Source organism: Actinomadura madurae (assembly GCF_900115095.1).
GTDB classification, from domain to species: domain Bacteria; phylum Actinomycetota; class Actinomycetes; order Streptosporangiales; family Streptosporangiaceae; genus Spirillospora; species Spirillospora madurae.
On sequence record NZ_FOVH01000014.1, the window covers coordinates 243,972 to 270,741 of the forward strand.

28 protein-coding genes and 17 tRNA genes are annotated in these 26,770 nt (G+C 69.8%); 37 read left to right on the plus strand and 8 right to left on the minus strand.

Going from position 1 to position 26,770, the window contains the following annotated elements:
• Positions 1 to 37: 37 nt before the first annotated feature.
• Positions 38 to 1,381: an alpha/beta hydrolase gene (locus tag BM339_RS33520; RefSeq protein ID WP_111831952.1), complete on the plus strand. Its 1,344-nt coding sequence runs from the start codon at positions 38 to 40 to the stop codon at positions 1,379 to 1,381.
• 30 nt (positions 1,382 to 1,411) lie between these two features.
• Complete coding sequence (locus BM339_RS33525) at positions 1,412 to 1,756, plus strand: VOC family protein (RefSeq protein ID WP_021593421.1); 345 nt, start codon at positions 1,412 to 1,414, stop codon at positions 1,754 to 1,756.
• Between the two features lie 72 nt (positions 1,757 to 1,828).
• On the opposite strand, the gene BM339_RS33530 is transcribed toward BM339_RS33525, so the two are convergent.
• Entirely contained in the window at positions 1,829 to 3,448 is a 1,620-nt protein-coding gene (locus BM339_RS33530; protein ID WP_024935368.1) for a GMC oxidoreductase, read from the minus strand.
• A 122-nt stretch (positions 3,449 to 3,570) separates the two neighbouring features.
• On the opposite strand from BM339_RS33530, the gene BM339_RS33535 reads away from it, so the two are divergent.
• From BM339_RS33535 to BM339_RS33565, 7 genes are all read left to right on the plus strand, one after another.
• Entirely contained in the window at positions 3,571 to 4,650 is a 1,080-nt protein-coding gene (locus BM339_RS33535) for an NAD(P)H-dependent amine dehydrogenase family protein (protein ID WP_075023455.1), read from the plus strand.
• The gene (locus BM339_RS33540; RefSeq protein WP_021593424.1) at positions 4,647 to 5,135 is read left to right on the plus strand and encodes a carboxymuconolactone decarboxylase family protein; all 489 of its coding nucleotides are present in this window, start codon (positions 4,647 to 4,649) and stop codon (positions 5,133 to 5,135) included. Before BM339_RS33535 ends, BM339_RS33540 begins: the two co-directional genes overlap by 4 nt.
• A 289-nt stretch (positions 5,136 to 5,424) precedes the next feature.
• Positions 5,425 to 6,432, plus strand: a complete 1,008-nt coding sequence (locus BM339_RS33545) for a sulfate ABC transporter substrate-binding protein (RefSeq protein WP_021593426.1) — start codon at positions 5,425 to 5,427, stop codon at positions 6,430 to 6,432.
• 5 nt (positions 6,433 to 6,437) lie between these two features.
• Positions 6,438 to 7,283, plus strand: coding sequence for a sulfate ABC transporter permease subunit CysT (gene cysT, locus BM339_RS33550; RefSeq protein ID WP_177287846.1), 846 nt, complete (start codon positions 6,438 to 6,440; stop codon positions 7,281 to 7,283).
• Positions 7,276 to 8,064 carry a sulfate ABC transporter permease gene (locus BM339_RS33555; RefSeq protein WP_075023456.1) on the plus strand — a complete coding sequence of 263 codons (789 nt, stop codon included), beginning with the start codon at positions 7,276 to 7,278 and terminating at the stop codon, positions 8,062 to 8,064. The genes cysT and BM339_RS33555 overlap by 8 nt, the downstream gene beginning before the upstream one ends.
• Positions 8,064 to 9,035, plus strand: a complete 972-nt coding sequence (locus BM339_RS33560) for a sulfate/molybdate ABC transporter ATP-binding protein (RefSeq protein ID WP_075023457.1) — start codon at positions 8,064 to 8,066, stop codon at positions 9,033 to 9,035. Before BM339_RS33555 ends, BM339_RS33560 begins: the two co-directional genes overlap by 1 nt.
• Positions 9,035 to 9,514, plus strand: a complete 480-nt coding sequence (locus tag BM339_RS33565; RefSeq protein WP_075023458.1) for an RrF2 family transcriptional regulator — start codon at positions 9,035 to 9,037, stop codon at positions 9,512 to 9,514. The genes BM339_RS33560 and BM339_RS33565 overlap by 1 nt, the downstream gene beginning before the upstream one ends.
• Before the next feature lie 3 nt (positions 9,515 to 9,517).
• Here the strand turns inward: BM339_RS33565 and sigJ are convergent, their stop codons facing one another.
• On the minus strand, positions 9,518 to 10,438 hold the full coding sequence (gene sigJ / locus BM339_RS33570; protein WP_075023459.1) for an RNA polymerase sigma factor SigJ: 921 nt from the start codon (positions 10,436 to 10,438) through the stop codon (positions 9,518 to 9,520).
• A gap of 166 nt (positions 10,439 to 10,604) precedes the next feature.
• Between sigJ and BM339_RS33575 the strand changes: the two genes are divergently transcribed.
• Both BM339_RS33575 and BM339_RS33580 read left to right on the plus strand, forming a co-directional pair.
• Positions 10,605 to 11,234, plus strand: a complete 630-nt coding sequence (locus tag BM339_RS33575; RefSeq protein WP_075023460.1) for a hemerythrin domain-containing protein — start codon at positions 10,605 to 10,607, stop codon at positions 11,232 to 11,234.
• 14 nt (positions 11,235 to 11,248) lie between these two features.
• Positions 11,249 to 12,715, plus strand: coding sequence for an MFS transporter (locus BM339_RS33580; RefSeq protein WP_021593433.1), 1,467 nt, complete (start codon positions 11,249 to 11,251; stop codon positions 12,713 to 12,715).
• Here BM339_RS33580 and BM339_RS33585 read toward each other — a convergent pair.
• The 3 genes from BM339_RS33585 to BM339_RS33595 all read right to left on the minus strand — a co-directional run bounded on the left by BM339_RS33585 (position 12,708) and on the right by BM339_RS33595 (position 16,167).
• Positions 12,708 to 13,973 carry an MFS transporter gene (locus tag BM339_RS33585; protein WP_075023461.1) on the minus strand — a complete coding sequence of 422 codons (1,266 nt, stop codon included), beginning with the start codon at positions 13,971 to 13,973 and terminating at the stop codon, positions 12,708 to 12,710. The genes BM339_RS33580 and BM339_RS33585 overlap by 8 nt on opposite strands.
• On the minus strand, positions 13,952 to 15,121 hold the full coding sequence (locus BM339_RS33590; protein ID WP_218163822.1) for a glycosyltransferase family 4 protein: 1,170 nt from the start codon (positions 15,119 to 15,121) through the stop codon (positions 13,952 to 13,954). Before BM339_RS33590 ends, BM339_RS33585 begins: the two co-directional genes overlap by 22 nt.
• A 458-nt stretch (positions 15,122 to 15,579) precedes the next feature.
• The gene (locus tag BM339_RS33595; RefSeq protein ID WP_200871848.1) at positions 15,580 to 16,167 is read right to left on the minus strand and encodes a GNAT family N-acetyltransferase; all 588 of its coding nucleotides are present in this window, start codon (positions 16,165 to 16,167) and stop codon (positions 15,580 to 15,582) included.
• 498 nt (positions 16,168 to 16,665) lie between these two features.
• Between BM339_RS33595 and BM339_RS33600 the strand changes: the two genes are divergently transcribed.
• From BM339_RS33600 to BM339_RS49030, 21 genes are all read left to right on the plus strand, one after another.
• Positions 16,666 to 16,737 (plus strand) — tRNA-Trp (locus tag BM339_RS33600).
• Positions 16,738 to 16,908: 171 nt separating this feature from the next.
• Positions 16,909 to 16,980 (plus strand) — tRNA-Ala (locus BM339_RS33605).
• A 57-nt stretch (positions 16,981 to 17,037) separates the two neighbouring features.
• Positions 17,038 to 17,110 (plus strand) — tRNA-Pro (locus BM339_RS50260).
• Between the two features lie 133 nt (positions 17,111 to 17,243).
• Positions 17,244 to 17,327: transfer RNA gene (locus BM339_RS33610), tRNA-Leu, on the plus strand.
• 96 nt (positions 17,328 to 17,423) lie between these two features.
• A tRNA-Gln gene (locus tag BM339_RS33615) sits at positions 17,424 to 17,496 on the plus strand.
• 84 nt (positions 17,497 to 17,580) lie between these two features.
• Positions 17,581 to 17,658 (plus strand) — tRNA-Ser (locus tag BM339_RS33620).
• A gap of 6 nt (positions 17,659 to 17,664) precedes the next feature.
• Positions 17,665 to 17,738: transfer RNA gene (locus BM339_RS50265), tRNA-Thr, on the plus strand.
• 5 nt (positions 17,739 to 17,743) lie between these two features.
• A tRNA-Gly gene (locus tag BM339_RS33625) sits at positions 17,744 to 17,818 on the plus strand.
• 1 nt (position 17,819) lies between these two features.
• A tRNA-Leu gene (locus tag BM339_RS33630) sits at positions 17,820 to 17,894 on the plus strand.
• 15 nt (positions 17,895 to 17,909) lie between these two features.
• A tRNA-Ser gene (locus BM339_RS50270) sits at positions 17,910 to 17,999 on the plus strand.
• Position 18,000: 1 nt separating this feature from the next.
• Positions 18,001 to 18,089: transfer RNA gene (locus tag BM339_RS33635), tRNA-Ser, on the plus strand.
• Positions 18,090 to 18,096: 7 nt separating this feature from the next.
• Positions 18,097 to 18,170 (plus strand) — tRNA-Lys (locus BM339_RS33640).
• 1 nt (position 18,171) lies between these two features.
• Positions 18,172 to 18,246, plus strand: a tRNA-Glu gene (locus BM339_RS33645).
• Between the two features lie 26 nt (positions 18,247 to 18,272).
• Positions 18,273 to 18,347: transfer RNA gene (locus tag BM339_RS33650), tRNA-Glu, on the plus strand.
• A gap of 35 nt (positions 18,348 to 18,382) precedes the next feature.
• Positions 18,383 to 18,456, plus strand: a tRNA-Met gene (locus tag BM339_RS50275).
• Positions 18,457 to 18,488: 32 nt separating this feature from the next.
• A tRNA-Asn gene (locus tag BM339_RS33655) sits at positions 18,489 to 18,562 on the plus strand.
• Positions 18,563 to 18,592: 30 nt separating this feature from the next.
• A tRNA-Arg gene (locus BM339_RS33660) sits at positions 18,593 to 18,665 on the plus strand.
• A gap of 285 nt (positions 18,666 to 18,950) precedes the next feature.
• The gene (locus BM339_RS33665) at positions 18,951 to 19,802 is read left to right on the plus strand and encodes an alpha/beta fold hydrolase (protein WP_075023462.1); all 852 of its coding nucleotides are present in this window, start codon (positions 18,951 to 18,953) and stop codon (positions 19,800 to 19,802) included.
• A 55-nt stretch (positions 19,803 to 19,857) separates the two neighbouring features.
• A complete protein-coding gene (locus BM339_RS33670) occupies positions 19,858 to 20,124 on the plus strand; it encodes a hypothetical protein (protein WP_075023463.1) in 267 nt (88 codons plus the stop codon).
• A gap of 244 nt (positions 20,125 to 20,368) precedes the next feature.
• Entirely contained in the window at positions 20,369 to 21,979 is a 1,611-nt protein-coding gene (locus tag BM339_RS33675) for a hypothetical protein (protein ID WP_143118710.1), read from the plus strand.
• 2 nt (positions 21,980 to 21,981) lie between these two features.
• Complete coding sequence (locus tag BM339_RS49030; RefSeq protein ID WP_143118711.1) at positions 21,982 to 22,242, plus strand: DUF6406 domain-containing protein; 261 nt, start codon at positions 21,982 to 21,984, stop codon at positions 22,240 to 22,242.
• 239 nt (positions 22,243 to 22,481) lie between these two features.
• Here BM339_RS49030 and BM339_RS33680 read toward each other — a convergent pair whose 3' ends face one another.
• On the minus strand, positions 22,482 to 22,679 hold the full coding sequence (locus tag BM339_RS33680) for a hypothetical protein (protein ID WP_075023465.1): 198 nt from the start codon (positions 22,677 to 22,679) through the stop codon (positions 22,482 to 22,484).
• Positions 22,680 to 22,836: 157 nt separating this feature from the next.
• On the opposite strand from BM339_RS33680, the gene BM339_RS33685 reads away from it, so the two are divergent.
• Genes BM339_RS33685 through BM339_RS33700 form a run of 4 tightly spaced genes read left to right on the plus strand, consistent with a single transcriptional unit; the run spans position 22,837 to position 24,270 of the window.
• Positions 22,837 to 23,676, plus strand: a complete 840-nt coding sequence (locus tag BM339_RS33685; protein WP_075023466.1) for a helix-turn-helix domain-containing protein — start codon at positions 22,837 to 22,839, stop codon at positions 23,674 to 23,676.
• Positions 23,673 to 23,867, plus strand: a complete 195-nt coding sequence (locus BM339_RS33690) for a DUF397 domain-containing protein (protein WP_075023467.1) — start codon at positions 23,673 to 23,675, stop codon at positions 23,865 to 23,867. The genes BM339_RS33685 and BM339_RS33690 overlap by 4 nt, the downstream gene beginning before the upstream one ends.
• A gap of 2 nt (positions 23,868 to 23,869) precedes the next feature.
• Positions 23,870 to 24,070: a DUF397 domain-containing protein gene (locus tag BM339_RS33695; RefSeq protein ID WP_075023468.1), complete on the plus strand. Its 201-nt coding sequence runs from the start codon at positions 23,870 to 23,872 to the stop codon at positions 24,068 to 24,070.
• Positions 24,067 to 24,270 (plus strand): DUF397 domain-containing protein, encoded by a 204-nt coding sequence (locus tag BM339_RS33700; protein ID WP_075023469.1) that lies wholly within the window; start codon positions 24,067 to 24,069, stop codon positions 24,268 to 24,270. The genes BM339_RS33695 and BM339_RS33700 overlap by 4 nt, the downstream gene beginning before the upstream one ends.
• Positions 24,271 to 24,301: 31 nt before the next feature.
• Here BM339_RS33700 and BM339_RS33705 read toward each other — a convergent pair whose 3' ends face one another.
• On the minus strand, positions 24,302 to 25,222 hold the full coding sequence (locus BM339_RS33705; protein ID WP_256255579.1) for a hypothetical protein: 921 nt from the start codon (positions 25,220 to 25,222) through the stop codon (positions 24,302 to 24,304).
• 44 nt (positions 25,223 to 25,266) lie between these two features.
• On the opposite strand from BM339_RS33705, the gene BM339_RS33710 reads away from it, so the two are divergent.
• The gene (locus tag BM339_RS33710; RefSeq protein WP_075023471.1) at positions 25,267 to 26,103 is read left to right on the plus strand and encodes a 2,3,4,5-tetrahydropyridine-2,6-dicarboxylate N-succinyltransferase; all 837 of its coding nucleotides are present in this window, start codon (positions 25,267 to 25,269) and stop codon (positions 26,101 to 26,103) included.
• On the opposite strand, the gene BM339_RS33715 is transcribed toward BM339_RS33710, so the two are convergent.
• On the minus strand, positions 26,093 to 26,770 hold the full coding sequence (locus BM339_RS33715) for a 4'-phosphopantetheinyl transferase family protein (RefSeq protein ID WP_256255583.1): 678 nt from the start codon (positions 26,768 to 26,770) through the stop codon (positions 26,093 to 26,095). The genes BM339_RS33710 and BM339_RS33715 overlap by 11 nt on opposite strands.

Sequence of the window (26,770 nt, forward strand, 5' to 3'; positions counted from 1 at the left end):
CCGGTATGTAATGCGGGGGAACCGCCAGAGGAGCATCATGCGCATCCGAGCCCTCACCGCCCTCGCCGCCCTCGTCCTCGCCTCCGCCGTCCCGACGAGCTCGGCCCGGGCCGACCGCGTGCCCGGCGACCGGCCCCTCCCCGGGTACACGATCGACAACCCGCCGCTTCCGCCCGTCCAGGTGCACGGGAAGCCGTCCCGCGTGTTTCAGGGCGTCCACCGCCATGCGGCCTACGACATCGAGGTGCCGCCGCGCTGGAACGGCAGGCTCGCCCTCTGGGCGCACGGCTACGCCGGCCAGGGCTTCGTGCTCACGGTGAGCCCGCCGCCCTTCGGCCTGCGGCAGCGCCTGCTCGACCAGGGATACGCATGGGCCGCGTCGTCCTACTACCGCAACGGCTACGACGTGCGGGCGGGCGTCCTGAGCACCCGCGACGTCGCCGACCTCTTCGCCGCCAAGGTCGGACGGCCCGAGCAGCGCATCATCGTCGGCGCGTCCATGGGCGGGCACATCATCGGACGCTCGCTCGAACAGTTCCCCGGCTACTACGACGGCGCCCTCCCCATGTGCGGGGTGCTCGGCGACCACGAGCTGTTCGACTACTTCCTCGACTACAACCTCGTCGCACAGGACCTCTCCGGCGTCCGCGAGTACCCGGTCACCGACCAGTACGCGACGGTGACCGTCCCGAAGATCGAGGCGGCGCTCGGCCTGACGGACCTGCGCCCCGGCGGCCCGGACACCACCAACGAGCGCGGCAGGCAGTTCCGCTCCATCGCCATCAACCGGACGGGCGGCGCGCGTCCCGGCGACGTCCAGTCGTTCGCGTTCTGGAAGGACTTCCCGTTCACGCTCGCCACGCCCGAGCCCCCGGACGCGACTCTGGCCGAATATCCGGGCCAGTTGGCGACCAACCTGTTCACCCGGTACGAGCCGAACACGCCGGTGAACGTGAACAGGTCGGTGCAGCGCGTGCGGGTCGCCAACCTGCCGGCGCGGCTGTCGAACCGGCTGTCGCAGGTGCCGCGCGTCAACGGGCGTCCGAACGTCCCGGTCCTGAGCCTGCACGGGCTGGGGGACCTGTTCGTGCCGTTCTCGATGGAGCAGATCTACGCGAAGGAAGTCGCCCGGAACCACCGGTCGCGGCTGCTCGTCCAGCGCGCCGTCCGCACGGTGCAGCACTGCGAGTTCTCGAACGTGGAAGCGGGAGCGGCCTGGGACGACCTCGTCCGGTGGATCGACAAGGGCAGGCGTCCGGCCGGTGACGTGACCACGAAGCCGTCGACGGTGGCGCGTCCGGACTACGGCTGCCGGTTCAGCGATCGCGCCGCCTACGCGGCCGGGGCGGGGACGCGGCGGCTCTTCCCCGCCTGCCCATAGACGGTCCCACCCGAGGCCTATGGTCGGACGATGAGCATCCGACGGGCGGTACCCGACATCCACACCGACGACATGCGGGCCAGTAGCGAGTTCTACGAGCGGCTGGGCTTCCGGGTGGACATGGACATGGGCTGGGTCCGCAACCTGGTCTCCCCGTCCAACCCCACCGCGCAGGTCATCCTCTACGGCAAGGACGCCACCGCTCCCGTCAACCCCGACCTCAGCGTCGAGGTGGAGGACGTGGACGCGGTGCACGCCGCGATGCGCGCCGCGGGGGCGGAGATCGTGCATCCCCTGACCGACGAGCCGTGGGGCGTGCGGCGCTTCTTCGTGCGGGACCCGAACGGCACGGTGGTCAACGTCCTGAGCCACTGAAGACGGCCACCGAAAGACGGCCCCTGGAAGTCCGGCCACACGCGCCCGTGGCCGGATCCCGTCAGCGGGTGGTCACAGATCGGTGGCGATGATCTTCTCGATGTTGCGTTCGGCGAGGGCCGTGATGGTGACGAACGGGTTGACGCTGGTGTTGCCGGGGATGAGCGAGCCGTCGATGGCGTAGAGGCCGGGGTGGCCGTGCAGCCGGCCGTAGTTGTCGGTGGCCCGGTTCAGGACGGCGCCGCCGAGCGGGTGGTAGGTGAGGTGGTCGCCCCAGATCTTGTAGGCGCCGAAGAGGTCGGTCCGGTAGATCGTCCCCTCCTTGCTGTTGATCTTGTCGAAGATCGACTTGGCCATGGTGATGCCGGCCTGCTTCCAGGAGGTCTGCCAGCTCAGGTCGACCCGTCCCGCCGAGGCGTTCCAGGAGAACTCGGCGCGGTGCGGGGTGTTGGTGATCGACAGGTAGAACGAGGCCCACGTCTCGATCCCGGTCGGGATCGGCGCGACCTCGGCGAACGCGCCGCCGGCGTCCCAGTTGTCGATGCCCGCGGTGGGGATGGACGACTGGAGGGCCCCGGTCGGGTCCCACAGGTGGTTCGCGCGCCCGCACATGACGTTGCCGTTGTCGCCCCACCCCTTGCCGACCTCGCCGCTCAGGTTGGGCAGCCTGCCGGTCGCCCTCATCTTGACCAGCAGCTTGCTGGTGCCGACGCTGCCGGCCGCGAAGAACACCCGGTCGGCGGTGACGTTCTTGGTGGCCGTCACCGTGCCGGCCGTGTCGAGCTGCTCGATCACGACCGCGTACCGTCCGCCGGACGCGGGCGCCACCGACGTCACCCGGTGCTGCGACGAGATCGCGACCCGTCCCGTGGCCTTGGCCTGGGCGAGGTAGGTCTTCTGCAGCGACCTCTTGCCGTGGTTGTTGCCGTAGAGGATCTCCGCCTCCAGCGCGGACTTCGTGACGGTGCCCGCCGCCTCCCGCTCCATGTAGTCGAAGTCGTACACGTTCGGGACGTAGACGAACTCGAACCCCGACCGCTGGGCGTGCTTGCGCCCGACCCGCGCGTACTGGTAGCAGGCGGTGGTGTCGAACCAGGACTGGTCGATGGTGTTGACGCCGAGCGTGGCGTTGGCGCGCGGGTAGTACACGCCGTACATCTCGTCGGCGTTCACCGAGGGCAGGACGGACGCGAACCGCGACCGCTTCGGCGTGACCGCCATGCCGCCGTTGACGAGCGATCCGCCGCCGACGCCGCGTCCCTGGTAGACGGTGATGCCGGCGAAGTCCTCGGCGTCGAGGATCCCGGTGTGGCGCGGGACGTCCTTGTCGAGCGGGAAGCCGAGGAAGTTGCTGATGGGCTGCTTGGTCCGCGTCCGGAGCCAGTAGGACCGGTAGTCCGGCGTCCTGGTGTTGGCGAAGATCTTGCCGTCCGAGCCCGGGGTGTCCCAGGCCTGGCCCATCTCGACCATGTGCACGTCGACGCCCGCCTGGGCCAGCCGCAGCGCGGCCACGGACCCGCCGTAGCCGGTGCCGACGACCAGGACCGGGACGTGGGCGCCATTGCCGATGGGCGCCGGCACGGGGGCCGCCGCGGCACCGGTCCGGCCGAGCAGGCCGAGCCCGACGATAGAACCGGTTCCAACGATGAAACCGCGACGGGACACGCCATGGGGCGTGCTGGAGTCACTCATGTGACCTCCCTCACATACTAGACTGAAACGTGTTCTATATCAGAATGTGAAGTGCGTCACGTGGTCGCCACTGTCCACAAGTGGCTACCAAGTGCTTGCTTGGGATCTGTTAGATTCCGGCCATGGTCTCCGTGATCGTCTGGGGCACCGGCAACGTGGGGCGGCTGGCCGTCCGCGCGGTGCGGGCCCATCCGGCGCTGCAGCTCACCGGCGTGATCGTCCACGATCCCGGCAAGGTCGGACGGGACGCGGGGGACCTCGCCGGCCTCGGCCGCGCCCTCGGCGTCACCGCCACCGACGACGTCGGCGCCGCCCTCGCGACCGGCCCGCAGGCGGTGGTGTACGCGGCGTCCGGCGACATCCGGCCCGACGACGCGCTCGCCGACATCCTCCGCGCGATCGGCGCCGGCGCCGTCGTCGTCACGCCCGCCCTCTACGCGCTCTACGACCAGCGCAACGCGCCGCCGGAGATGCGGGACGCGGTGCTGGACGCCGTCGCCGAGGGCGGCGGCTCGCTGTTCGTCTCCGGCGTCGACCCGGGCTGGGGCAACGACGTCCTGCCGCTGCTCGTCAGCGGCGTCGCCGGCACGATCGACGTCGTCCGCTGCCAGGAGATCTTCGACTACTCCACCTACGACCAGCCCGACTCCGTCCGGTACCTGGTCGGCATGGGGCAGCCGATGGACTACGAGCCGCCGATGCTCGCGGCGACCGTCCCGACCATGGTGTGGGGCGGGCAGGTCCGGCTGATGGCCCGCGCCCTGGACGTCGAGCTGGACGAGATCCGCGAGATTCTCGACCGCCGCCCGCTCGACGAGACCGTGACGACCGCGTCCATGGGCGACTTCGAGAAGGGCACCCAGGGCGCGGTGCGGTTCGAGGTGCAGGGCATCGTCGGCGGCGAGCCGCGCATCGTCGTGGAGCATGTCACCCGCATCCACCCGTCCTGCGCGCCCGACTGGCCCGCGCCCCCGGACGGCGACGGGGCGCACCGCGTCGTCATCGAGGGGGAGCCCCGCATCGAGGTCACCGTGGAGGCCACCGACGCGGCCGGGAACCGGGCCGCGGGCGGGAACGCGACCGCCGCCGGGCGCCTGGTGAACGCGATCGACTGGCTCGTGGACGCCGAACCCGGGCTCTACGACGCGCTCGACGTCCCGGTGCGTCCCGCCGCGGGCAAGCTCGGAAGGACCCGCCCGTGAACATCGACGTCCCGGAGGGCAAGGACCCGATCCAGTACGCGTGGGGGGAGATGGTGCCGGGCATCGGCCCCGCCGCCTCGAAGCTGTCCCTCGCCGTCTACGCGCACACCACGCTCGGCCTGCGCGAGTTCGAGGCCGCCCGGCTGCGCGTCGCCCAGATCAACGGCTGCCTGTTCTGCCTCGACTGGCGCACCGAACGCGACGGCGAGAAGGTCGAGGAGGGGTTCCTCGACGCGGTGACCGAGTGGCGCACCACCGGCGCCTTCGACGACCGCACCCGCCTCGCCGCCGAGTACGCCGAGCGGTACGCCCTCGACCACCACGGCCTGGACCAGGAGTTCTGGGACCGGATGACCGCGCACTACACCCAGGCCGAGATCGTGGAGCTGAGCATGTGCATCGGCTCGTGGCTGGCGTTCGGCCGGCTCAACCACGTCCTCGGACTGGACGCCATGTGCGTGCTGCCCGAGATCCGGAAAGCCTGAGAAGGGGGCGGGCCCGGCGCCACCCCGCACCGGGCCCGGGTCCTCGGACGGGTCAGGCCGCCTTCACGGCCGGGGTGTAGCCGACGCCTCATCGCCCTCGACGCGGTAGCTCTGTTCCGCACCGAGTACACGGGCCGCACGCTGCGCGAGCACTACGGCCTGCCCCGCCCGGCCGCCTGACCTGCGGCCCACGGCTCGTCACGGCATGTCCCGGACCGGACATTCCTTGACGAGTCCCCCTCATCTGTATCATTCTAAGTCGATCAAACATGTATGAAAAGTCTGAGAGATGAAGATGTGCGCACGCAAGACCGGAGTCGTGCTGGGCCTGGCCGCGCTCGCCGCGGGAGCGGCGGCCTGCGGGGGGTCGGGCTCCTCCGGCGGCAAGGTCCGGCTCTCGCTTGTGGCCTACTCCACGCCCCAGGCCGCCTACGAAGCGATCATCAAGGAGTACCGGAAGACGCCGGAGGGCAAGAAGGTCACGTTCACCAGGTCCTTCGGCGCCTCCGGCGAGCAGAGCCGGGCGGTGGCCTCCGGCCTGAAGGCCGACATCGTCGGCTTCTCCCTGGAGCCGGACATGACCCGGCTGGTGGAGAACGGCCTGGTCGACGCGAACTGGAACAGCGGTCCGGAGAAGGGGATGATCACCAAGTCGGTGGTCGTGCTCGCGACCCGCAAGGGCAACCCCAAGAACGTCAGGACGTGGGACGACCTCGTCCGGCCCGGCGTCCAGGTCATCACCCCGAACCCGTTCACCTCGGGCGGGGCGCAGTGGAACATCATGGCGGGCTACGGCGCCAAGGCGAACAAGGGCGCCGACAAGGCGGCCGGCACCGCCTACCTGCACGCGCTCTTCAAGAACGTCCCGGTGCAGGACTCCAGTGCCCGCAAGTCGCTGCAGACCTTCTCAGGCGGGAAGGGCGACGTCCTTCTCGCCTACGAGAACGAGGCCATCTTCGCCCGGCAGAACAACCAGCCGCTCGACTACACGGTGCCCGAATCCACGATTCTGATCGAGAACCCGGTCGCGGTGACCAAGAAGAGCGCGCACCCGGCCGAGGCGCAGGCCTTCCTGAAGTTCCTGCGCGGCAAGAAGGCGCAGGAGATCTTCGTCGAGAACGGGTACCGGCCCGTCGCGGACGGCGTGCCCGGCGCCGAGAAGTTCCCGAACCCGTCCGGGCTCTTCACGATCAACGACCTCGGCGGCTGGCCGAAGGTCAAGAAGGAGTTCTTCGACCCGAAGGGCAGCATCATGGCCGACGTCGAGAAGGGCATCGGCGTCTCGGTGGAGGGCTAGATCCCTTGTCGACGATCGAGAAGACGACAGCCGCGCCGGCGCCCCCGCCCGGCCGCCGGATCGCGGCGCCCGCGTGGAGCGGCACGGCGCTCGGCGTGGGCACCGCGACCATCTTCCTGAGCGCGGTGGTCCTGATCCCGCTCGCCGCCGTCCTGTGGGAGGGCACCTCCCAGGGCCCCGCCGCCTTCTGGGACGCGATCACCACCCCGGACGCGTGGGCCGCGCTGAAGCTGACGGTCATCGCCTCATTGGTGGTGGCGCTGATCAACCTGGTCATGGGCACGCTGATCGCCTGGGTGCTCGTCCGCGACGACTTCCCCGGCAAGGGCCTGATCGACCTGCTGATCGACCTGCCCTTCGCGCTGCCGACCATCGTGGCGGGCCTGGTCCTGCTGACCCTGTACGGCGACGACAGCCCGCTCGGCGTCTCGCTGGCCTACACCCGGGCCGGCGTGGTCGTCGCGCTGCTGTTCGTGACCCTGCCGTTCGTGGTCCGGACCGTCCAGCCGGTGCTGCTGGAGCTGGACCGGGAGATGGAGCAGGCCGCCGCCTCGCTCGGCGCCGGCCCATGGACGATCTTCCGGCGGATCATCCTGCCGAACCTGGTCCCGGCGATGCTCGCCGGGACCGCGCTGGCCTTCACCCGTGCGATCTCGGAGTTCGGCTCGACCGTGCTGATCTCCGGGAACGTGCCCTTCAAGACGCAGGTGTCCGCCGTCCACATCTTCGGCCAGATCGAGAGCGACAACACCGCCGCCGCCGCGGCCACCTCGACCGCCCTGCTGGTGCTGTCGCTGGTGTTCCTGCTCGCGATCGACCTCGTCCGCCGCTGGGGGGCGCGCCATGGCTAAGTACGGGCTGCGCGTGATCGTGTTCGCCTACCTCGCGTTCCTGCTGGTCATCCCGGTCGGGTTGATCTTCTGGCGGACGTTCGGGGACGGGTTCGGCGCCTTCGCGGACGCCCTCACGACCCACTCCGCACTGCACGCGTTCAAGGTCACCCTGATCGTCGCGGGCTGGGCCGTCGTGCTCAACACGCTGTTCGGCGTGCTGGCCGCGCTGCTGCTCGTCCGGCACCGGTTCCCGGGCAGGCGGCTGTTCGACGCGCTGATCGACCTGCCGCTCGCGGTCTCCCCGGTCGTGGTCGGGCTCGCCCTGGTCCTGGTCTACGGCGCCTTCTCCCCGTTCGGCGGCTGGCTGGAGGGCAACGGCATCCAGATCATCTTCTCCATCCCGGGAATGGTGCTGGCGACGGTGTTCGTCTGCCTGCCGCTCGTGGTGCGGGCGATCGTCCCCGTCCTGGAGGAGCTGGGGGACGAGCAGGAGCAGGCCGCGCGGACCCTCGGCGCGGGCGGCTGGCAGACCTTCCGCCGCATCACCCTGCCCGGGATCCGGGCCGCCCTCGGCTACGGCATCGTCCTGTCCCTGGCCCGCGCGCTCGGCGAGTTCGGCGCGGTCGCCGTCGTCTCCGGCCGGACCGTCGACGAGACCCAGACCCTGACCCTGTTCGTCGAGGAGCGCTTCGAGAACTTCGACGTGCACGCCTCGTACTCCGCCGCGCTCGCGCTCGCGGCGATCGCGGTCGCCAGCCTGCTGGCGACCAGGCTCCTGCGACCCGAGGACGGCATCTGATGGCGATCGAGATCCGTGATGTGAACAAGTCGTTCGGGGAGGCGCCCGTCCTGCGGGACGTCTCGGTCGACATCGCGTCCGGCTCGCTGACCGCGCTGCTCGGCCCGAGCGGCGGCGGCAAGTCGACCCTGCTCCGCGTGATCGCCGGGCTGGAGCGCCCCGACTCGGGCCAGGTGCTGATCTCCGGGCGGGACGCGACGCGGACGCCGCCGCAGCGCCGCGGCGTCGGGTTCGTCTTCCAGCACTACGCCGCGTTCAAGCACCTGACGGTGTTCGAGAACGTCGCCTTCGGCCTGAAGATCCGCAAGCGGCCCAAGGACGAGATCCGCGGGCGGGTCGGCGAGCTGCTGGAACTCGTCCACCTCGACCGGTTCGCCAAGCGGTACCCGGCGCAGCTGTCGGGCGGGCAGCGGCAGCGCATGGCCCTCGCCCGCGCCCTCGCCGTCGACCCCGAGGTGCTGCTGCTGGACGAGCCGTTCGGCGCGCTGGACGCCCAGGTCCGCAAGGAGCTGCGGGCCTGGCTGCGGCGCCTGCACGACGAGGTGCACGTCACCACCGTCTTCGTCACCCACGACCAGGAGGAGGCGATCGAGGTCGCCGACTCGATCGTCGTGCTGGCCGACGGTGCCGTCCGGCAGGTCGGCACGCCCGGCGACATCTACGACAACCCGGCCACCCCGTTCGTGATGCGGTTCCTCGGGCCGGTGACCGAGATCGGCGGCCGGCTGCTGCGGCCGCACGACGTGGAGGTCTCGGCCGAGCCGGGACCGGGCACCGTCCCGGCGGTCGTCACCCGCGTGGTGCGGCTCGGGTTCGAGGTGCGGGTCGAGTTCGAGGTCCGGGGGGCCGAGGGCGGGGATCCCGCCTGGGCGCAGATGACCCGGGAGTCCGCGGGACGGCTGGGCGCCGAGGCGGGCACCGAGATCCACGTGCGGGCCGCCGGCCAGGCCGCCACCGTTCCCGCGAGCTGATGTACGTCACCGCCCGCACCACCTACGCGATGCGCGCCCTCGTCGCCATGGCCCACGCCCGGCCGGCCACGATCAGCGCGCCCGCGCTGGCGGAGGCCGAGAAGATGCCGTTCACTTTCCTGCAGACCATCCTCGGGGAGCTGCGGCGGGCCCGGCTGGTGGTCAGCCAGCGCGGCAACGACGGCGGCTACCGGCTCGCGCGGCCGGCGATCCAGATCACGGTCGGCGAGGTCGTCCGCGCCATGGACACCGCCTTCGCGCCGTTCGGGGAGGAGCGCGAGCGGCCGGCCCCGCCGGAGGCCGCCGCGCACCTGGAGGAGCTCTGGCACGCCGCGGACACCGCCCTGCGCTGGGTCCTCGACGAGACCACCCTGGAGGACCTCACCCACGGCCGCCTGCCCGCCCACGTGCGGGCGCTGGCGGACCTGGCGCGCGAGACCGGGGGACCGGCCGGCCACATCACGATCAACGTGAACTGACGCTCACTCCTCGTCGATGTGGGCGAGCTTGTCCGGGTTGGTGACGGCGTAGACGCCGCGGACGCGGTCGCCGTCCGGGGCCAGGTCGAGGACCATGACGGCGAACGGCGCGTCCTCGTCGAACAGCACCGCCGACGGGTCGCCGTTGACGGTCCGGTACCGGATCGCCAGGTCCTTCGGCCGGCGGGCGGTGGTCCCGACGATGACGCGGGCCACCCGGTCGCTGCCGTGGACGGGACGCAGGGCCGCCCGCCCCCGGGACTTCCCGCCGCCGTCCGTCCAGAGCGTCACGTCCGGCGCGAGGATGTCCATCAGCGCCTCCAGGTCGCCGCCGAGGGCGGCCTGGAGGAAGCGCTCCGTCGCCTGCCGCTGCACCTTCGGGTCCGCCTGGTAGCGGGGGCGGCGGGCGTGGACGTGCCCCCGGGCGCGGTGCGCGAGCTGCCGGACCGCGGACGGGTTGCGGTCCAGGATCGCCGCGATCTCGGTGTGCGCGTAGCCGAACACCTCGTGCAGGACGAACACCGCCCGCTCCAGCGGCGTGAGCGACTCCAGGACGACCAGCAGCGCCAGCGAGACCGCCTCCGTGCGCTCGGCGGCGTCGCCCGCGTCGCCCGCGTCGGCGTGCTCGACCAGCGGCTCGGGCAGCCACGGCCCCACGTACGTCTCGCGGCGCCGGCTGATCGCCGCCTGCCGGGACAGCGCGGTGTTCACCGCGATCCGCACCAGGTAGGCGCGCGGATTCTCGATCCCCCCGGCGCCGCCGCTGCGGGCCGCCCACGCCAGCCACGCGTCCTGCAGGACGTCCTCGGTGTCGGCGACGCTCCCGAGCATGTTGTAGACGACCGAGAACAGCAGCTCCCGATGGTCGGCGAACACCCTGGTCGCGGTGTCCTCTGCGGTGTTCCCGGCGGTGCCTTCGGGCATGGCCCGACCTCCTTTGCGCTCGCCCCCTCAGAGCGCGGCCGACCCCCAGAGTGTGACATCGCCGCCTGAAATGTGATGTGGGCCTCACTGGCGGGCCGCCACGTCACACTCGCGCGCTCCGATCCGCTCATTGGTCGCGACACAGCACCGGCACGAAGGAACGGAAATGAGCGAAGAGCGCGACCGCGTCGACGTGACGTTCATGTACGCCGTCCACGACGCGTTCCAGCGCGACCTCGGCCGCCTCGCCGCCATGGCGGACGCCGGGGACGCCGCCGGACCGGCCGTCCAGGCCGGCTGGGACCGGTTCAAGAGGTTTCTGCACATCCACCACACCGCCGAGGACACCCACCTGTGGCCCGTCCTGCGGGCCAAGGCCGCGGACCCGGCCGTCCTGGACCAGATGGAGGCCGAGCACGAGCGCCTCGACGGCCTGCTCGACGCCGTCGACGCGGCCGTCCGGGCGGGGGACGCGGCCCGGCTGGCCGTCCAGGCCGAACGGCTCGCCGACGGGCTCGGCGCGCACTGCGAACACGAGGAGGAACTGGCGCTTCCCCTCGTCCAGGACCTGCTCACCAAGGCCGAATGGGACGCGTTCGGCGGCGAGCAGCGCCGCCGGCTCGGTGTGAGCGGCGCGGCCTCGTTCTTCCCCTGGCTGCTCGACGGCGCTGGAGAGGACACCCGCCGCAAGGTCCTCGGCGTCGTCCCGCCGCCCGTCCGGTTCCTCTACCGCGCGGTGTGGCGCCCCCGCTACCTGCGCACCCCCCGCTGGCAGTCGCCGGCGCGGGCCCACTGAACGGAGACCCACCCATGACGGACTCGCAACCGTCCTTCCTCGCGACCGGGCGCGGCAAGCTGACCCTGACGCTGCTGTGCGCCATCGCGTTCCTGGACTTCATCGACGCCTCGATCGTCAACGTGGCGCTGCCCGCCATCCGCAGCGACCTGGACTTCTCCGTCCAGGACCTGCAATGGGTGCCGTCCGGGTACCTGCTCACCTACGGCGGGTTCATGCTGCTCGGCGGCCGGCTCGCCGATCTGCTCGGCCGCCGCCGCGTCGTGGTGACCGGCACCCTGCTGGTCACGCTCTCCTCGATCGCCGGCGGCCTCGCCACCACGTCCGGGATGCTGATCGGCGCGCGGCTCGCCCAGGGGGCCGGGGCGGCGCTGATGCTGCCGGGCGCCCTGTCGATCCTGACGACCATGTTCAAGGAGGGCGGCGACCGCAACAAGGCGCTCGGCGTCTGGGGCGGGGTGGGCGCCGCCGCCTCCGCCGCGGGCGTGCTGCTCGGCGGTCTCCTCACCGACGGGCCCGGCTGGCGCTGGGTGATGCTGGTGAACGCCCCCGTCTGCGCGCTGGTGATCGCCGGGCTGTTCCTGCTGGTCGAGGGCGACCGGCGCAGCGCCCGCCTGGCGAACTTCGACGTCCTCGGCACGGCGCTGGTCACCGGCGGCATGCTGCTGCTCGTCTTCACCCTGGTCAAGGCGCCGGAGGTCGGCTGGGACGCGGCCCGCACGATCGGCGGCCTGGCCGGCGCCGCCGTCGTCCTGCTGGCGTTCGTGCTCAACGAGCAGCGCTCCCGCAACCCGCTGCTGCCGCTGTCGATCTTCCGGATCAAGGGCCTCGCGGCGGCGGACGTCACCCAGCTCGTCGCGCTCGCCGGGTTCCTGTCGATGTTCTTCTTCCTCAGCCTCTACATGGTGAACGTCCTCGGCTACTCGCCGCTGGAGACCGGCTCGGCCTACCTCCCGCTCTGCCTCGGCGTCGGCATCGCCGCGGGCGGATCCTCCCAGCTCATCCCGCGCATCGGCACCCGGCCGCTGATGATCGCCGGGCTGCTCATCGCGGCGGCCGGCCTCTACTGGCTGTCGCGCATCCCCGTCGACGGCCACTACCTCCCCGACCTGCTGCCCGGCCTGATGGTCACCTCCTTCGGGCTCGGCTTCACGTTCGTGGCCGTCACCACCGCGGCCAACGCCAACGTCCCGCCGGACAAGGCCGGCCTCGCCGCGGCGCTCCTCAACGCCTCGCAGCAGATCGGCGGCGCGCTCGGCCTGGCGATCTTCTCCGCGCTCGCCACCGCCCGCACCGACGACCTGGTCGCCGGCCGGACGCCGATGCCCGAGGCGCTCACCGCGGGCTTCTCGCGGGCCCTGCTGGCCGGCTCCCTCTTCCTGGTCGGCGCCGCGGTCGTCGCCCTGTGGGCCGCCAACAGCAGGGGAGAGGCGTCCGCCGCGCAGGCGGCGGCGGAGCCCGACCCCGTACCGGTCAGGTAGGCGACACCCGCGCGGCGTCCGGGGTGCGGATCAGGAACGTCCCCAGCAGGACGATCAGCCCGGACGCCGCCAGCACGAACTGGCCCGGGGCCATGCCGAGCGGGGACGCGCCGGCCTGCCGCAGGAGGTCGGCCGCGCCCCCCGCCAGCAGCGCCGCCAGCGCCAGCCCGAACCGCAGCACGGCGTGGAACGCCGTGAGCGCCAGGTTCCGCTCCACCCCGCCGAGCGACTCCTGGAAGAACGTGATCCCGCCGACCAGGGCGCTCGTCGCCGCGGCACCGAACACCACCGCCCCGACGAACGACCACACCGGCGACCCGAGGCCCCCCATCAGGGCGATCACGATGCCCTGCGCCGCCGTCCCCGCCCGGACCTGCGTCATGAGGTCCCCCGCCTTGCGGTGGATCAGGAGCAGCCCGGCGATGGCGCCCACCCCGAACAGCACCACCAGGGCACCGAAGCCGACCGCCCCCGCGCCCAGGACGTTCCGCACGAACACCACGCCCAGCGAGAACAGCGCGCCCAGCCCGAGCGCCACGACCGCGACGCCGGGCAGCACCCCCCGCACCACCGGAAGCCGCAGCGCCGCGAGGAACCCGGCGTGCGGCGCCTCCCGCGCGGTCTCCCGCCGCTCGCGCGGACCCGGCCCGAGATCGGGGATGGACCGGATGGCGGCGTACGACACCAGATACGTGGCGGCGTTCAGCCAGAACACCAGCACGTACCGCCAGTTGCCCTCCCAGCCCGCGGAGTTCGACAGCCACAGCAGCAGCCCGAACGCCCCCGCGCCCACCGGGATCATCCCGTACGACGTCGCCATCGTGATGCCGTTGGCGATCTCCAGCGTGCCGGTGTCGTGCTCCTCCTCGTCGTCCTCGATGAGGAACGGCACCGCCGCGTCCCGGGCCGGCAGGAACACCAGGCCGACCACCTCGATCAGGAACGCCCAGAAGTACACCCACACCAGCCACGGCACGACCGGCAGCGCCAGCGCCATGCCCGTCCTGATCAGGTCCGACCACAGCATCACGCTGCGCCGCCGCCACCGCGTCACCACCCGGGCCGCGACCGGCGCGCCCAGCGCCGACGGGAGCAGCCGCAGAACCAGCACTCCACCGACCGCCGTCGTGGAGCCGCTCAGCTCCAGGACGAAGTACATCAGCGCCAGCGTGCCCATCCAGTCGCCGAACGAGGAGACCGTCTGGCCGATGATGAGCCGCCGGAAGTCGCGCCTGTTCAGCTGCTCCTTGAGTCCCATGCGGGCTCCATCCCCGGAGTGTCGTGCGGCGCGGCGAGGGCGGAGCCGTTCAGCAGGGCGGCGAGCCGGGCCGCGGCGGCGTCCCAGCTCCAGCGCTCGCACGTCCAGCGCCGCCCGGCGGCGCCCATCGCGGCGGCGCGGCGGGGGGACGCGAGCAGCCGGTGCAGGGTGAGCGCCAGCTCGTCCGGGCCAGACGCGTCGAGCAGCACGCCCGTCCGGCCGTCGACCAGAGACTCGGGGCTGCCGCCGGACCGCCCGACCACCACCGGCAGCCCCGCCGCCGACGCCTCCAGCACCGACAGGCCGAGCCCCTCGGTCTGCAACCCGCGCCGGTCGTCACGGCACGGCAGCGCGAACACGTCCGCGGCGGCGTAGTAGCGGGGCAGGTCGGCGGCGGACACGGGCCCGGTCAGCGTGACCGTCCCGGGCGCCTCCCGGTCCGCCAGCTCGGCCAGCCTCCTGCGCATCGGACCGTCCCCGACGATCACCAGCCGCGCGTCCGGGCGCCTGCGGACCACGTCGCCCCACGCCCGGATGAGCACGTCGTGCCCCTTGCGCCGGACGAGCCGGGCGACGCTCAGCACCACCGGCCCCTGCCCGAGGCCGTGCCTCCGGCGGACCGACAACCCGTCCAGGTCAGGCCGGAACCGCAGCGTGTCCACCGCGCCGGCGAGCCGCACCAGCCGCACCCTGTCGCCCACGGCGTCCGCCAGCTCCGGCAGCGTCGTCGCGCTGAGATGCGTGAGAACGTCGAACGACCGCGCCACCCCCCGCAGCGCCGCCCGCGTCGGCGGCGCCCGCAGCCACCCCAGCTCCTGCCCATGCGCCGACCCGACCAGCCGCCGCACCCCGGCCGCCCGCACCAGCGGCCCGTACAGCCCGAACGGCGCCACCGCCGTGATCCACCCGGCCTCCAGCCGATGCCGGACGACGAGCCCCCGCAGCCCCCGGAACAGCAGGTACCCGTGCCGCCGCACGACGGGAAACCCCAGCCCCGCGTCGAACTCCGCGGCCCCTGGCCACGCGGGCGCCACGACGACGAGCCGGTCGGCGGGCAGCCGCCGCACCAGCTCCCACGTGAACGTCTGCACCCCTCCGGGCTCCGGCGGAAAGTGCCCGCTCACGACCAACGTCCGCGGGATCTCCATGCCGACACGATTTCCCAGCAGAACGCGTCCCAACCAACCCCTTGCCCGCCCCGCGAACCCCCGGCATACGCCATTTACCCGCCCCTGACCAGCACTTTCAGAAAGAGGCCGCCCCATTGGTGACGATCTAGCCGAACGGCCCCTGGAAGTGCCCCGCCGTTCCCCCCACACCCACGGACTGATCAACAAGACGTCCAGTCCGCGAGGATCACGCTGTCATGGACGACGGCCCCCTGACGCCACCGGGCACGTCCGGCCCGCGCCGGGAGACGGGCCAGTTGCCGGGGTCATCTGCGAAAGGCCGAAGCGTGGGCGTGGAGCATCCCACCGGAACCGACACCAGGCCCGCGAAGCCGGACCACCCCAAGCCCCCGGCACAACCCCGGTTCCCCCGGCCAACCATCCCGCACAGAGAGCCGATCCCGCTCCCAAGAACCCGTCCAACAGCAGCCCCAGAACTATCGCTCGGGAGTGGGCCATTCCTCGGCCAGGAGCGCGTACGAGAGACCGTCGAGCCATCCCTTGGCGCGGTGGAGGGAGTCTTTCACCGTGTGCTGTTCGCGGCGCATCCCAACCCGCTCCATCAGCCGCCACGAAGCCTCGTTGTCGTAGAAACACTCCGCGTGCAGGCGGCGCAGGCCAAGACGGCGGAAGGAGACGTCGATGAGGGCGCGTACCGCTTCCGTGGCGTAGCCCTTGCCGCCGTAAGAGGGGTCCAACGTCCACCCGAGCTCTCCTTGGACGCTTTTCGCCTGGTCAGCGACCTCCTCCTGGGCCCAGGCGTCCTGGACCTGCAGCGTCAGGTCGCCGATCACCCGGCCGTCCAGCTCGATGACGAGCAGGTCTGCGAGCCGCTCCTCGCGGAGAAAGCGCTCACGGTAGTCGTCGTACGTCGTCGTGGCGGCCGTGACCCATTCATGGACCTCCGGCAGTTGCCGGAAGGCCCAGGTCGCGTCCAGGTCGTCCGGGGTAGTCCGGCGCAACAGCAGTCGGTCGGTGGCAATCGGCCAGTCCAGCGAGTCAAAAGGGTGGCGCATGAGCTTCATGCTTACAGGTAGGTGTGGTGACGCACAAAACTGATTACTGCGTGCGACGTCCCCGACAACGACGCGGGCGATCGCCCTACGCGACTCGCCTCAGCCGATCGTGGTGGTGGGCGCGGGGTGTGGATGCAGCCGAGCTTGCCCACCAACTGGCTTCGGGGCGGCTTGGAACCGAGTGCCACCTCGGAGGGTCTAACAGGGGCGAGTGGTCCTGGCGAGCCGACGACACAGGCAAGGCTTCGGCGAATGCGCAGGTCACAAGGGTAGGGAAAAAGTCGTTGACGGGTCGGGGCTATGTGCCCTTTCATGTATATAGACGTTGAGAAGAGACCAGGAAGGGATGAAGCAAGGTGATCAGGTTGACCGCCGAACCGAAGCTGTGGAACTGCGCGTTCCAACGGCGTGGCGGTTGCGTCATCTCCGGAGTCGCTTCTGGATAGGGACATTCAAGGTTCCTTCAGAGGCCGCCCCGGGAGACGTTCCCGGGGCGGCCTCTTGCATGTGGGTGAGCCAATGGTTAGGCGGCCGGTCTCCAAAACCGGCGGGATGCAGGTTCGAGTCCTGCCACCCATGCGACCCCCGCTTACGAGCGGCGGACTTGTAGCGAACTCGTTCGCATTGATAACTCCACAGTGGAGAACGCAAAGCTGGGAACACTTCCGTTCCCAGTCCGATGTCGGCTGCACCTCGGGGTGCCGCCGACGTTGAGAAACCTTGCGCCTCTCGCCTTGCGAGAGGCGCCATGGGCCGGTAGTGACAATGGGATCACGCCTGTTTTGCACACAGGAATTCCGGGTTCGAATCCCGGTTGGTCCACGTCAGGGGATCGCGTTGGGTCGGGTGGACCCGGGCTCGGCGCAGCGAGACCTGCAACGGGATGAAGGGGATGAGGTGCCCCGCCTGCCTTGGGAGCAGGAGACACGCGGTTCGAGTCCGTGCGTCCCGACGGAGCAGCCACGAGGAGGCGGATGGTCACTGGCCGGCCGGCACGGTCCTTTAGCTCATGTAGTAGAGCACCGGAGTGAAGAGCACCCGGCTCTTAACCGGGATGGTGTGGGTTCGAGCCCTACCGGAGGCGCGCGGGAGTGGCGAAATGGCGAGACGCACCGGGCTCAAACCCCGGCGAGCAGCAGCTCATGCAGGTTCGACTCCTGTCTCCCGTACTTGGCTACCAGGGGGAGCCCGGCTGGTATTCCATGAGCCAGGCCAGGTTCCCCATCGGGCCGGACGTTTGTCGGTGCCGAACTGGCCCATCGCGATGCCGGATCGTCTAATTGGTAGGACACCCGCCTCTGGAGCGGGCAGTTGCAGGTTCGAATCCTGCTCCGGCAGCTCAGCACCATGCCGCCGTGCACGGCTTGCGGCCCCGCCTTCGTACGGCGGGCGGTCCGGTTCGACACCGGGGGGCGGCTCCACGGTCCGGAAAGCCGCGACGGAGTCGGCAGCGTGACTTTGGATCACGTCCTCGCAGGTTCGAGTCCTGCTCCCGGAGCGCGTCAGGCCCTCGACGTCCCCGAGGTGGGGGCACCTCCTTGGTATGGAGGAGACGGCGGGTTCGACTCCCGCCGGGGGCTCGCATGTGGGTGAAGTGTTGTCGGTGGCACCCCGGCTTGCCATGCCGGGAGGGCGGGTTCGATTCCCGTCACCCACTCCAAGCCGTCCTAGCCCAATCTGGTAGAGGCGCCTGGGTCAGGTCCAGGAGGTTCAGGGTTCGAATCCCTGGGACGGTACGCAGCACCATTCAGGGAAAGCGTCCGGTTGGTCGAGGAGCGCCGTTGGAAGCGGCGTACGCGGTGACACGTCGCGGCGGGGTTCGAATCCCCGGCTTTCCGCCAAGGAGGAGCAAGCCGATCGGTGACGGCGCTCGTCTCGAAAACGAGTGAGCGGTGAAGGCCGCCTTATGGGTTCGACTCCCCTCTCCTCCGCGTTCTCGCCGCTCGCGCCTGTTGGGACGGGGCACCGGTCTCTTACGCCGGGGTGAAGGGGTTCGAATCCTCTGGGCGGCACGGCCCGTTGGTCTAGCCAGGTAAGGACGTCCGGTTCTCAGCCGGAAGGACGTCGGTTCGAATCCGACACGGGCTACAAGAAAGCGTGCGTCGATCGCCGATGGCCCCGTCGACCATGGGTTAGGTTGCGAGGTTTTCACCCTCGCGGAGCGGGTTCGAGTCCCGCCGGGGCTACCAGCCGCGCCCGTCGCGAGACGGGACGGGCGCGCGGTGCGGAGTGGACTGGAGGTGGTTCCAGCCGGGCCTCATAAGCCCTGCGACGCGGGTTCGACTCCCGCCTCCGCTACTGAACTCGCCGACCCGGCGGGTCATCGCCGATCCGGTGTCGCCCACTCCGGCAGGGCAGCGGGCTGTTAACCCGTCAGGCGCAGGTTCGAATCCTGCCACCGGAGCCGCACTCACCTGGATCCGCTATTGCGCACACCCTCTTAGCTCAGGGGACAGAGCGCCCGGCTCCGGACCGGGAGGCCGCAGGTTCGATTCCTGCAGGGGGTACGTGGCATCGATCGTGATGTCGGCCTGAGTCCGAAGACGTTCTCCACTGTGGAGTCTGCACGTGCATGCCGAGTCGTCTTGGCATGATGTCGGCCCAGGCCGCCTGCATCCGTGTGGCGTTGGCCCCCAGCCGCAGCAGCGCTCGGACGGCCGCCTTGCACCGCGCCAGGACACGACCTCGGGCTTGGCGCCATTATGGAAGACCACTGGCACCAGCGGGCACTCTAGAAATTGTCCGAATCATTGCCCTCCGCTGATCCTGCTGGTGTGGATTGGGGAGTCGAGATGACAGCAGCAGCGGCGCCTTCGCGGAGTGGTCATCTGCCGATCAATGGGTTGAGCCTCTACTACGAGGTGTATGGCGACCTCGGGGAGGCGGGAAGTACTCCGTTGCTGCTCATTCCGGGCTCGTTCATGGCCACTGACCCGATGAGGCCGTGGGTGTCTGCCTTTGTGGGCGAGCGTGTTGTGATCGTCTTCGATCAGCAAGGGCACGGACGCACTCCGGATACTTCCCGCAGGATGTCCTACGAGCAGTTCGGTGACGATGCCGCTGCGCTGCTGCGCGCGTTGAACGTGGAGCGCGCGGACGTGATGGGCTACTCGCAAGGCGGCGGGGTCGCGCTACAGCTCGCACTTCGTCACCCGTCGCTCGTCAATAAGCTGATCTCGCTGTCCGCCGCCTACCGTCAGGACGGCTGGTACCCGTCGGTGATGGAGGCCATCGCGGATCTCGATGCCACGGCGTTCGCCGGTACGCCCGTCGAGGAGGCGTTCATGCGCCACACGCCGGACCGTGCGGCGTTCGATGCCTATGTGGAGAAGATGAAGGTCCTGGGCATCGAAGACCAGAACATCAGCGACGCCGAGATGCGTTCGATATCCGCGAAGGCGCTGGTCGTCGTCGGTGACGCGGATGCCGTGAAGCCGGAGCACGCTCTGGCGATGTTCAAGCTGCTCGGCGGCGGAGACGAGGAGGCCGCAGCGCCGGGGACGTTGCAGGATGCTCCGGCCGCGCGATTGGTGATCCTGCCGGCGACATCGCACATCGGCGTCTTCGGGCAGTCGGCGGTACTGGTGCCGATGGTGACCGCGTTCTTCGACGACGTGACTCCGCCAACCCCGTCCCTCTTCTGAGGTCGAGTGCGGTGAGTCGCTCATGCGATGACCCCGTCCTGGATACGGTGCGTCCGTGAGTGGCGGTGACCAGCCGGACCTGGATGAGATCGAGGCTTGGCTCGCCGCCGTGGCCGGTGGGCGGGTGAGCCGCGGTGCGGCTGACTTGTGGGCCGGGCGCTGGCTCCTCGATGACGAACTCGAATGGGACGAACTGTCCCGCTGGGCGCTTGATCTCCTCTGCGGAATTGATCTGAGGGCGGGGCCCGGAGGGCCTTACCTGCATGACGACGAGCAGGTGCGGGGGTGGCTCGAAGGGTTGAGGCGGCGCCGCGTCGGGTGACACACCGCGACTGTCCTGTCCTTGCCCGCCCGTTGCCGCCAGGTTGTCCGCCTATGGCAGAGCGGGTGCGGGTGCGGGTGCGGGTGCATGAGATCGAAACGTGCAATTTCCAAGCTTTCACGCTTTCATGGTCGGCGATGTGGCCGGATGCCCGCCCCTGCTTCACCGGGCACTGCCGGTTCGTGAGAACGAGGCGAGGCCGGCCGTCGCCGGGGATCAACTGCGGAAGGGGCGAAGCGTAGGCATGGACCGTCCCACCGGGACCGACACCAAGGTTGAGAACGCCGACCAGCCCGAACCGCCTGGCAAGCCGCCCGCGCCTCCGCCTGATAAACCCGGGTCGCCCGGTCAGCCGTCCCGCCTGGAGAGCCTCGCTCGTGCCCGCCAACCCGTCCAGCAAGAGGACGGGACGCAAAAGACCGAGGACAATGACAGCAGCGCCGGGCCCGCCGGTGAACGTCGCTGCAAACCGGCACAGGCCGGGAGTGGCGAGGTGAAGACGGACGGTTCAGGTGAGCCAGGGCCCGCGTCCGAGGGTGAGAAGCAAGACGCCGTCAAATCGCTGACAAACGAAGGTGAGCGCGGCGCCGGAAAGAAATCCGATGCGGGCGGCGAGGACGCATCAGATGAGCAGCCGTCCACGTCACGGGCCGACACCCCTGGCTCTCCCAGCAGGGAGTCGCGGTTGGAGAGCCTTGCCCGAGCCCGGGAGCCCGCCCGACAAGAAGGCGGGTCGCAGGAGCCTGATGAGGTCATGGCGCCTGCTGAGGGCGGCGGCATCGCCGCCGACACTCCGGACGACTTTGACAGGAGGATCTCGGGCGATGGACCTGCCGACGACGACGGGCGCATGGCCGAGTCCGACGAAGTCGCTCTCGAACGCGGTATCTCGGATCGGCTGAAGCAGATCGCCGCCAAGTTGGAATTGAGTGATAAACACAAAGAGTTGGCAGGTACGGTCGACCGGCCAGACTTTCAGGATCCCAAGGGGGATCCACTTCTGACTCCCGATCGTTACGGCGCGCCGCTGGAGCGTGCCGATGGTACTCGCACACCGCTCTTCAAGGGAGAGCCCACGCGTGAACAGACGCAGCAGGGGACGCTCGGTGACTGCGGCATCATTTCCACGTTGGGGGCCGTCGCCGGACACAGTCCCGAGGCGATCCGCGACCGCGTTCGGGAAACCGGCGACGGCAACTATGAGGTGAGCTTGCACGAGGCGAAGTACTCGCCTTCGAAGCAGTGCTATGTGCCGACCGGACGCCCGATCACATTGACGGTCACCCCCGAACTCCCGATCAAAGATCAGGAACCTGATACGCCTTCTTTCGCCAGGACGACTTCGGCAGGTGTGGCTTGGGCGCCGGTGCTGGAGAAGGCGATCGCGGGGGCGGATCAGACCTGGAGCGCCCGGCGCCAGGCACGGGCGACCGAACTCTGGAACGTCCAGGGCCATCCCGGGGATGCGCCGACAGGCTATGTGCGACTGAATCAGGGCACTAACCCTGGCGAGCGCGCCGAACTGCTCACGCAACTCACTGGACGTCCCGCCAAGACGGTACGATTCCCTAACGGATACGACAACCAAGGCCGTAGCGCGGACCGTCGACTCCATGACGAGATCGCGGGGCAACTCTCCCAGAACAAGCCGATACTGGTCGGAAGCCGAGAGTTGCTTAAAGGTGAATCAGCGCTTCCCGCAAAGCTCGTTGCGAACCATGCCTACGAGGTGACCAGGATCGACGATCAAGGGCGGCTGCACCTGCGTAATCCTTGGAACGAGAGGCATCCTGCGCCGTTGACTCTCCAGGAGTTCAAGACTGCAATACGGCCTCGCTACACCACACTGGAGTAACTGTGGCACTAGAAGAGATTGGTGTACAGCAGGGAACCCTGGCTGAACTTGACTCGGACATGAAGATAGGCTTGGTTTATGCACGCGAAGCACGTGATGACGTACCTCCAGAGATCGTCCTTTTCATCAAGGACGACGGCGAACGTGACGTGACCCTGCACCCAGGGGATACGTTCCCCATCGGCGAGCAGACATGGCGATTCGACCGTGTCGTGAAAGCTGGAGGGAACAGGCTGGGGGCCGTGTTCGCGCGGATCGAATAGGGCATCCAGTGCATCGAGCCTCTTGTGTCACGCCCCGGTCCTCTGTCGCCTTGATAGCGTGCGGTCGCGCGCCGCCGACGTTGTGGCCAGGGGAGTGAGTCTCTGGGCGAGGAGTTCCGGGGACGGGGCTTCGATCAGGCTGTCCGGACGGCCGGGGACGTAGGCCCACCAGGACCGGGTGTAGAGCCCGTACCAGACTTGCAAGCCGGGGATCCAGCACTTCAGGCCGACGTCCGGGTTCATCGGGTCGGTGCCCCGCCGTTCGGCTGGACGGCCAGCGCCGCGCGCAGCTCGTCCTCGGAATCCGCGATGACGGTCGGGGGCAGTGTCGACCTCGGGTCACGCCGGACGGCGCCCCAATACGCACCTTTGTGGGACACCCACACCATCCACGCGGGGAAGTCCTGTTCGATCCCGGCCGTTCTCGCGTTCTTCATCGGTTGCCCTGCCCCTTCGCGGCCGAGCGGTTTCGGCCTTTGTTTCCGGTTCACGGGACAGAATGCCGTCGATTGATTACTGTCGGCTACGAAGCAGCTTTAACCGGACGTCCACCCCCGGCGTCCCCTCGTCAACCACGTGCCGGAGGCCCCCGCCATGGCCAGCGACCAGCGTGATCCCGACGCCCTGCGTGTCCACTTCGGCGAGGAACTACGGCGGATGCGCATGCGCGCGAAGCTGTCCCAGAGACGACTCGCCAGTGTCCTTGGTTGCACGCCGCAGTGGATCTGCCAACTGGAGAAGGCCGACAAGACCGTCTCCGAGCAGACGGCCCTTGACCTGGACACACACTTCAAGACGGACGGTTGGGAGCAGGAGGACGGCCACTTCCTCCGGATCTACACCACGATCCGCCGCGCCGGCCGCCACCGTGTCCTGCGACCCGGTTTCCAGGCTTACCTTCAATTCGAGCCGCTGGCCATAGGCATCCGGTGCTTCGCAGCTCAAATCCTGCCGGGCCTGCTGCAGATAGAGGACTACGCTCGCGCGATCATGGACCCGAGCGAGCCGCAAGGGACTTTGAACGTCCGGGTCGCTAGCCGCATGGAGCGGCAAGCACTCATCACCCGTGAGAAGCCAGCGATGGCAACCTTCATCCTGGACGAGTCGGTACTTCGGCGGCCCGTCGGTGGGCCGGAGGTGATGGGGAGACAGATCGACCAGCTCATCTCCATGGCGCGACTGCCCCACGTGCAGTTATTGATCATGCCGTTCGAGCGAATCACGCCCGAAGCGCTGTCGGGCGGCCTGATTCTGCTGAGCTTTGAGAAGGAGCCGGACCTCGTCTACATCGAGTCAGGGGTCATCGGCCAGCTGATCGACAACAAGGATGAGGTCTTCATGACGGGCGTATATTTCAACCGGATGATGGGCGACGCGCTGAGTCGGCTCGAGACGATCGAGTTCCTGCGCCAGGCCAAGGAGGCTTACCTATGACCACGACCGACCACGAAGCCGTGCAATGGCGCAAAAGTACCTACAGCAATGGTGTGGGTGGCGAGTGTGTCGAGATGGCCGTCCTGCATGGCCACCTCTCTATCCGAGATTCCAAGGACCCGGGTGGCCCTCAGCTTGAGCTCACCCAAGAGGTGGCGCGTGACCTGATGAGGCAGTTGCGAGGGGAGTAGCTGTGAGTCGGCCGGACCTGGGGCGTCTTCGTTGGCGCAAGAGCAGCTACAGCAACGGCATGGGTGGCGAGTGCGTTGAGGTTGCCGCAACCCCGGAAGGGCTGCTGGTCCGTGACTCTAAGGACCCTGACGGACCACGCCTGGAGCTGAACCGGGCGGCGGCACGTGACCTGATCAGCCGCCTGCGCGGAGAGTCGTTGTGAGTCGCCCGGGTCAGGTTGCTTTCGGGTGGCGTAAGAGCAGCTATAGCGATGCGACGGGTGGCGAGTGTGTGGAGCTGGCTGGCGTGCCCGGATACGTTCTGCTCAGGGACTCCAGGGATCCGGACGGGCCGGTCATCTGCCTTGACCTTGCGGCTGCTCGTGGCTTCATGAGCCGCGTGCGTCAGGCGTCCCAAAGCTAGGTGCCCTGGTGGCCTGCGTTCTTGGGCGGGGTCACTTGATGATGACGTTGTCTTTGGGGGCGTCTTTGTCTTCGGTCCAGCCGTCGTGGCCGGCCTTGGACTGCCAGTGCTTGCCGGCGTAGCGGACTTCGGTTAGGCCGTAGGGCTGGGCGTGGGTGACGGCCCAGGTGGCTACGGCCCAGCCCACGCGGGGGTTCGTCACCTTGACGGCGTTCCAGGAGTCCGGACGGGACGGGGCGTTCGCGGTGAGAGGGCCCGGGCCGCCTACGCGCAGGCGGCTGCCGAAGGCGCGGCGCATCTCGCGGAGGGCCTCCGGGCGGCGGGACGCGGTCTTCTCGTCCGGCGGGTACCAGCAGCGGGCCGTGGCGGGCTCGCGGCCGGTGAAGGCCGTCGCGAGGAGCTTGCCGTCCGGTTCGTGCTGCGCGTAGGCGTCGCCGTCGGCGCTGCGCTGGACGAGCTGGGCCGCGTCGTGCAGGTCGCGGTCGAGGTAGCCCTTCACCTTGACGAGCGCGTCGAAGAACTTGCTGGTCGACTGGACGGGGTCGCGGAGCTTGTCGGGGGTGCCCCAGCCCTGGGACGGGCGCTGCTGGAACATGCCCACCGAGTCGCGGTCGCCGCCCGGCAGGTTGTGGATGTGCGACTCCTGGATCGCGGTCGCGTAGGCGATCACCGCGGCCCGTTCGGGGAGCTGCTTGCGGAACGCGACGGCGGCGATCGTCGCGGCGTTCGCGCCCTGTTCGAGGTCGAGGGGCATCTTGCCCTGGCTCGTCCGCACCTCGCAGCCCGAGCCGTGCAAGTAGGGGCGCGCGCGGTCGAACGCGATGTAGGTGCCGACGCCCAGGACCAGCAGGACGGTGGCGACCGCGCCCATCGCCCACCACCGGCCGCGGTGGCTCCCGCCACCTTCCGTCTCCTCCTCGGGACGCGACCTCTTCCTCGACCAAACAGCCACGCGAAGAAGGTACCGGGAGATCGGCCCCACTAAGCTCAGGAGGCATGACCGAAACGTTCACCAGCCCGATCTCCGGCGACATCGACGAGCTGTGGGAGCGGCGCGCCGACCTGACGCCGGACGACGCCGGGGCGCGCGCGGCCATCGTGGCCGCCGTCGACCAGATCGACTCCGGCGAGGCCCGCGTCGCCCGCATCGACCCCGCGACCGACGAGGTGCTCGTCGACGAGCGGGCCAAGCGGGCGATCCTGCTGAGCTTCAAGGTCCTCGGCATGGCGCGTTCCCAGGTGGGCGACTTCCGGTACCACGACCGCATCCCGCTGAAGACGCGGCTGGACGGCGTCCGCGTCGTGCCCGGCGCCATCGCCCGGTGGGGGGCCTTCCTGGCGCCCGGCGTGGTGCTGATGCCGTCGTTCACCAACATCGGCGCCTACGTCGACTCCGGGACGATGGTCGACACGTGGGCGACCGTCGGGTCGTGCGCGCAGGTCGGCAAGAACGTCCACCTGTCCGGCGGGGTCGGCATCGGCGGGGTGCTGGAGCCGCCGAACGCCAAGCCGGTGGTCATCGAGGACGAGGCGATGATCGGCAGCCGCTCGATGATCGTCGAGGGGGCCCGGGTCGGGCGCGGCGCGGTCGTCGGGTCCGGGACGAACCTGTCGGCGTCCATGCCGGTGATCGACGTGGAGACGGGCGAGGAGATCGGCCGCGGCCGCATCCCCGACTGGTGCGTCGCCGTCGGCGGCACCCGCTACAAGGAGTTCAAGGGCGGCACGTTCGGCCTGCCCGCGGTGCTGATCCTCAAGCGCCTGGAGGAGGGGCAGCGCCACGACAAGGCGTCCCTGAACGACATCCTGCGCGACCACGGCGTCAATACGTGACCTCGTTGACCTTGAGGGGCCGGTCGGTGAGGACGGCCGCCGCGGCGGCGTAGCCGGGGCCCGGGGTGAGGTCGGTGAGGCGGACGGGGGAGACCGCCGCCTCACCGTCCCACGCGACGACCGCGGCGGGCTCGTCGGGCGCCGAGACGTGGATGGACGTCATCGGGGCGGCCAGGCCGTGGCCCGTCGCCTTCAGCAGGGCCTCCTTGCGGCTCCAGTAGGTGTGGAAGCCGCGTCTGCGATCGGCCATCGCGGTGAGGGCGTCGCGTTCGGCGCCGGTCAGGACCATCTCGGCGAGCCGGTCGATGTCGCGGTCGCTCTCGCGTTCCACGTCCACGCCGACCTCGGCGCCCTCGGCGAGGACGAGGACGACGCGGTCGCCGGAGTGGGAGAGCGAGAAGTCCAGGTCGCTGCCCGGCAGGCGGGGCTTGCCGTGCGTGCCGCCGCAGTGCGGGCAGCCGGTGGTGAAGCGGATGCTCTCCGGGGCGAGGCCGGTCGCCTCGGCGAGGACGGTGCGGGCCAGGTGGCGGCCGGTCACGAAGCGGGCCTTGTCCTCGGCGCGCAGGAAGCGGTCGTAGCGGGCGCGTTCCCCGTCGTCCAGGAGGGCGCGCATCTCGGGTTCGTCGACGGGACGCGCCCAGTGGACGGCGCATTCCAGCACAGGCAT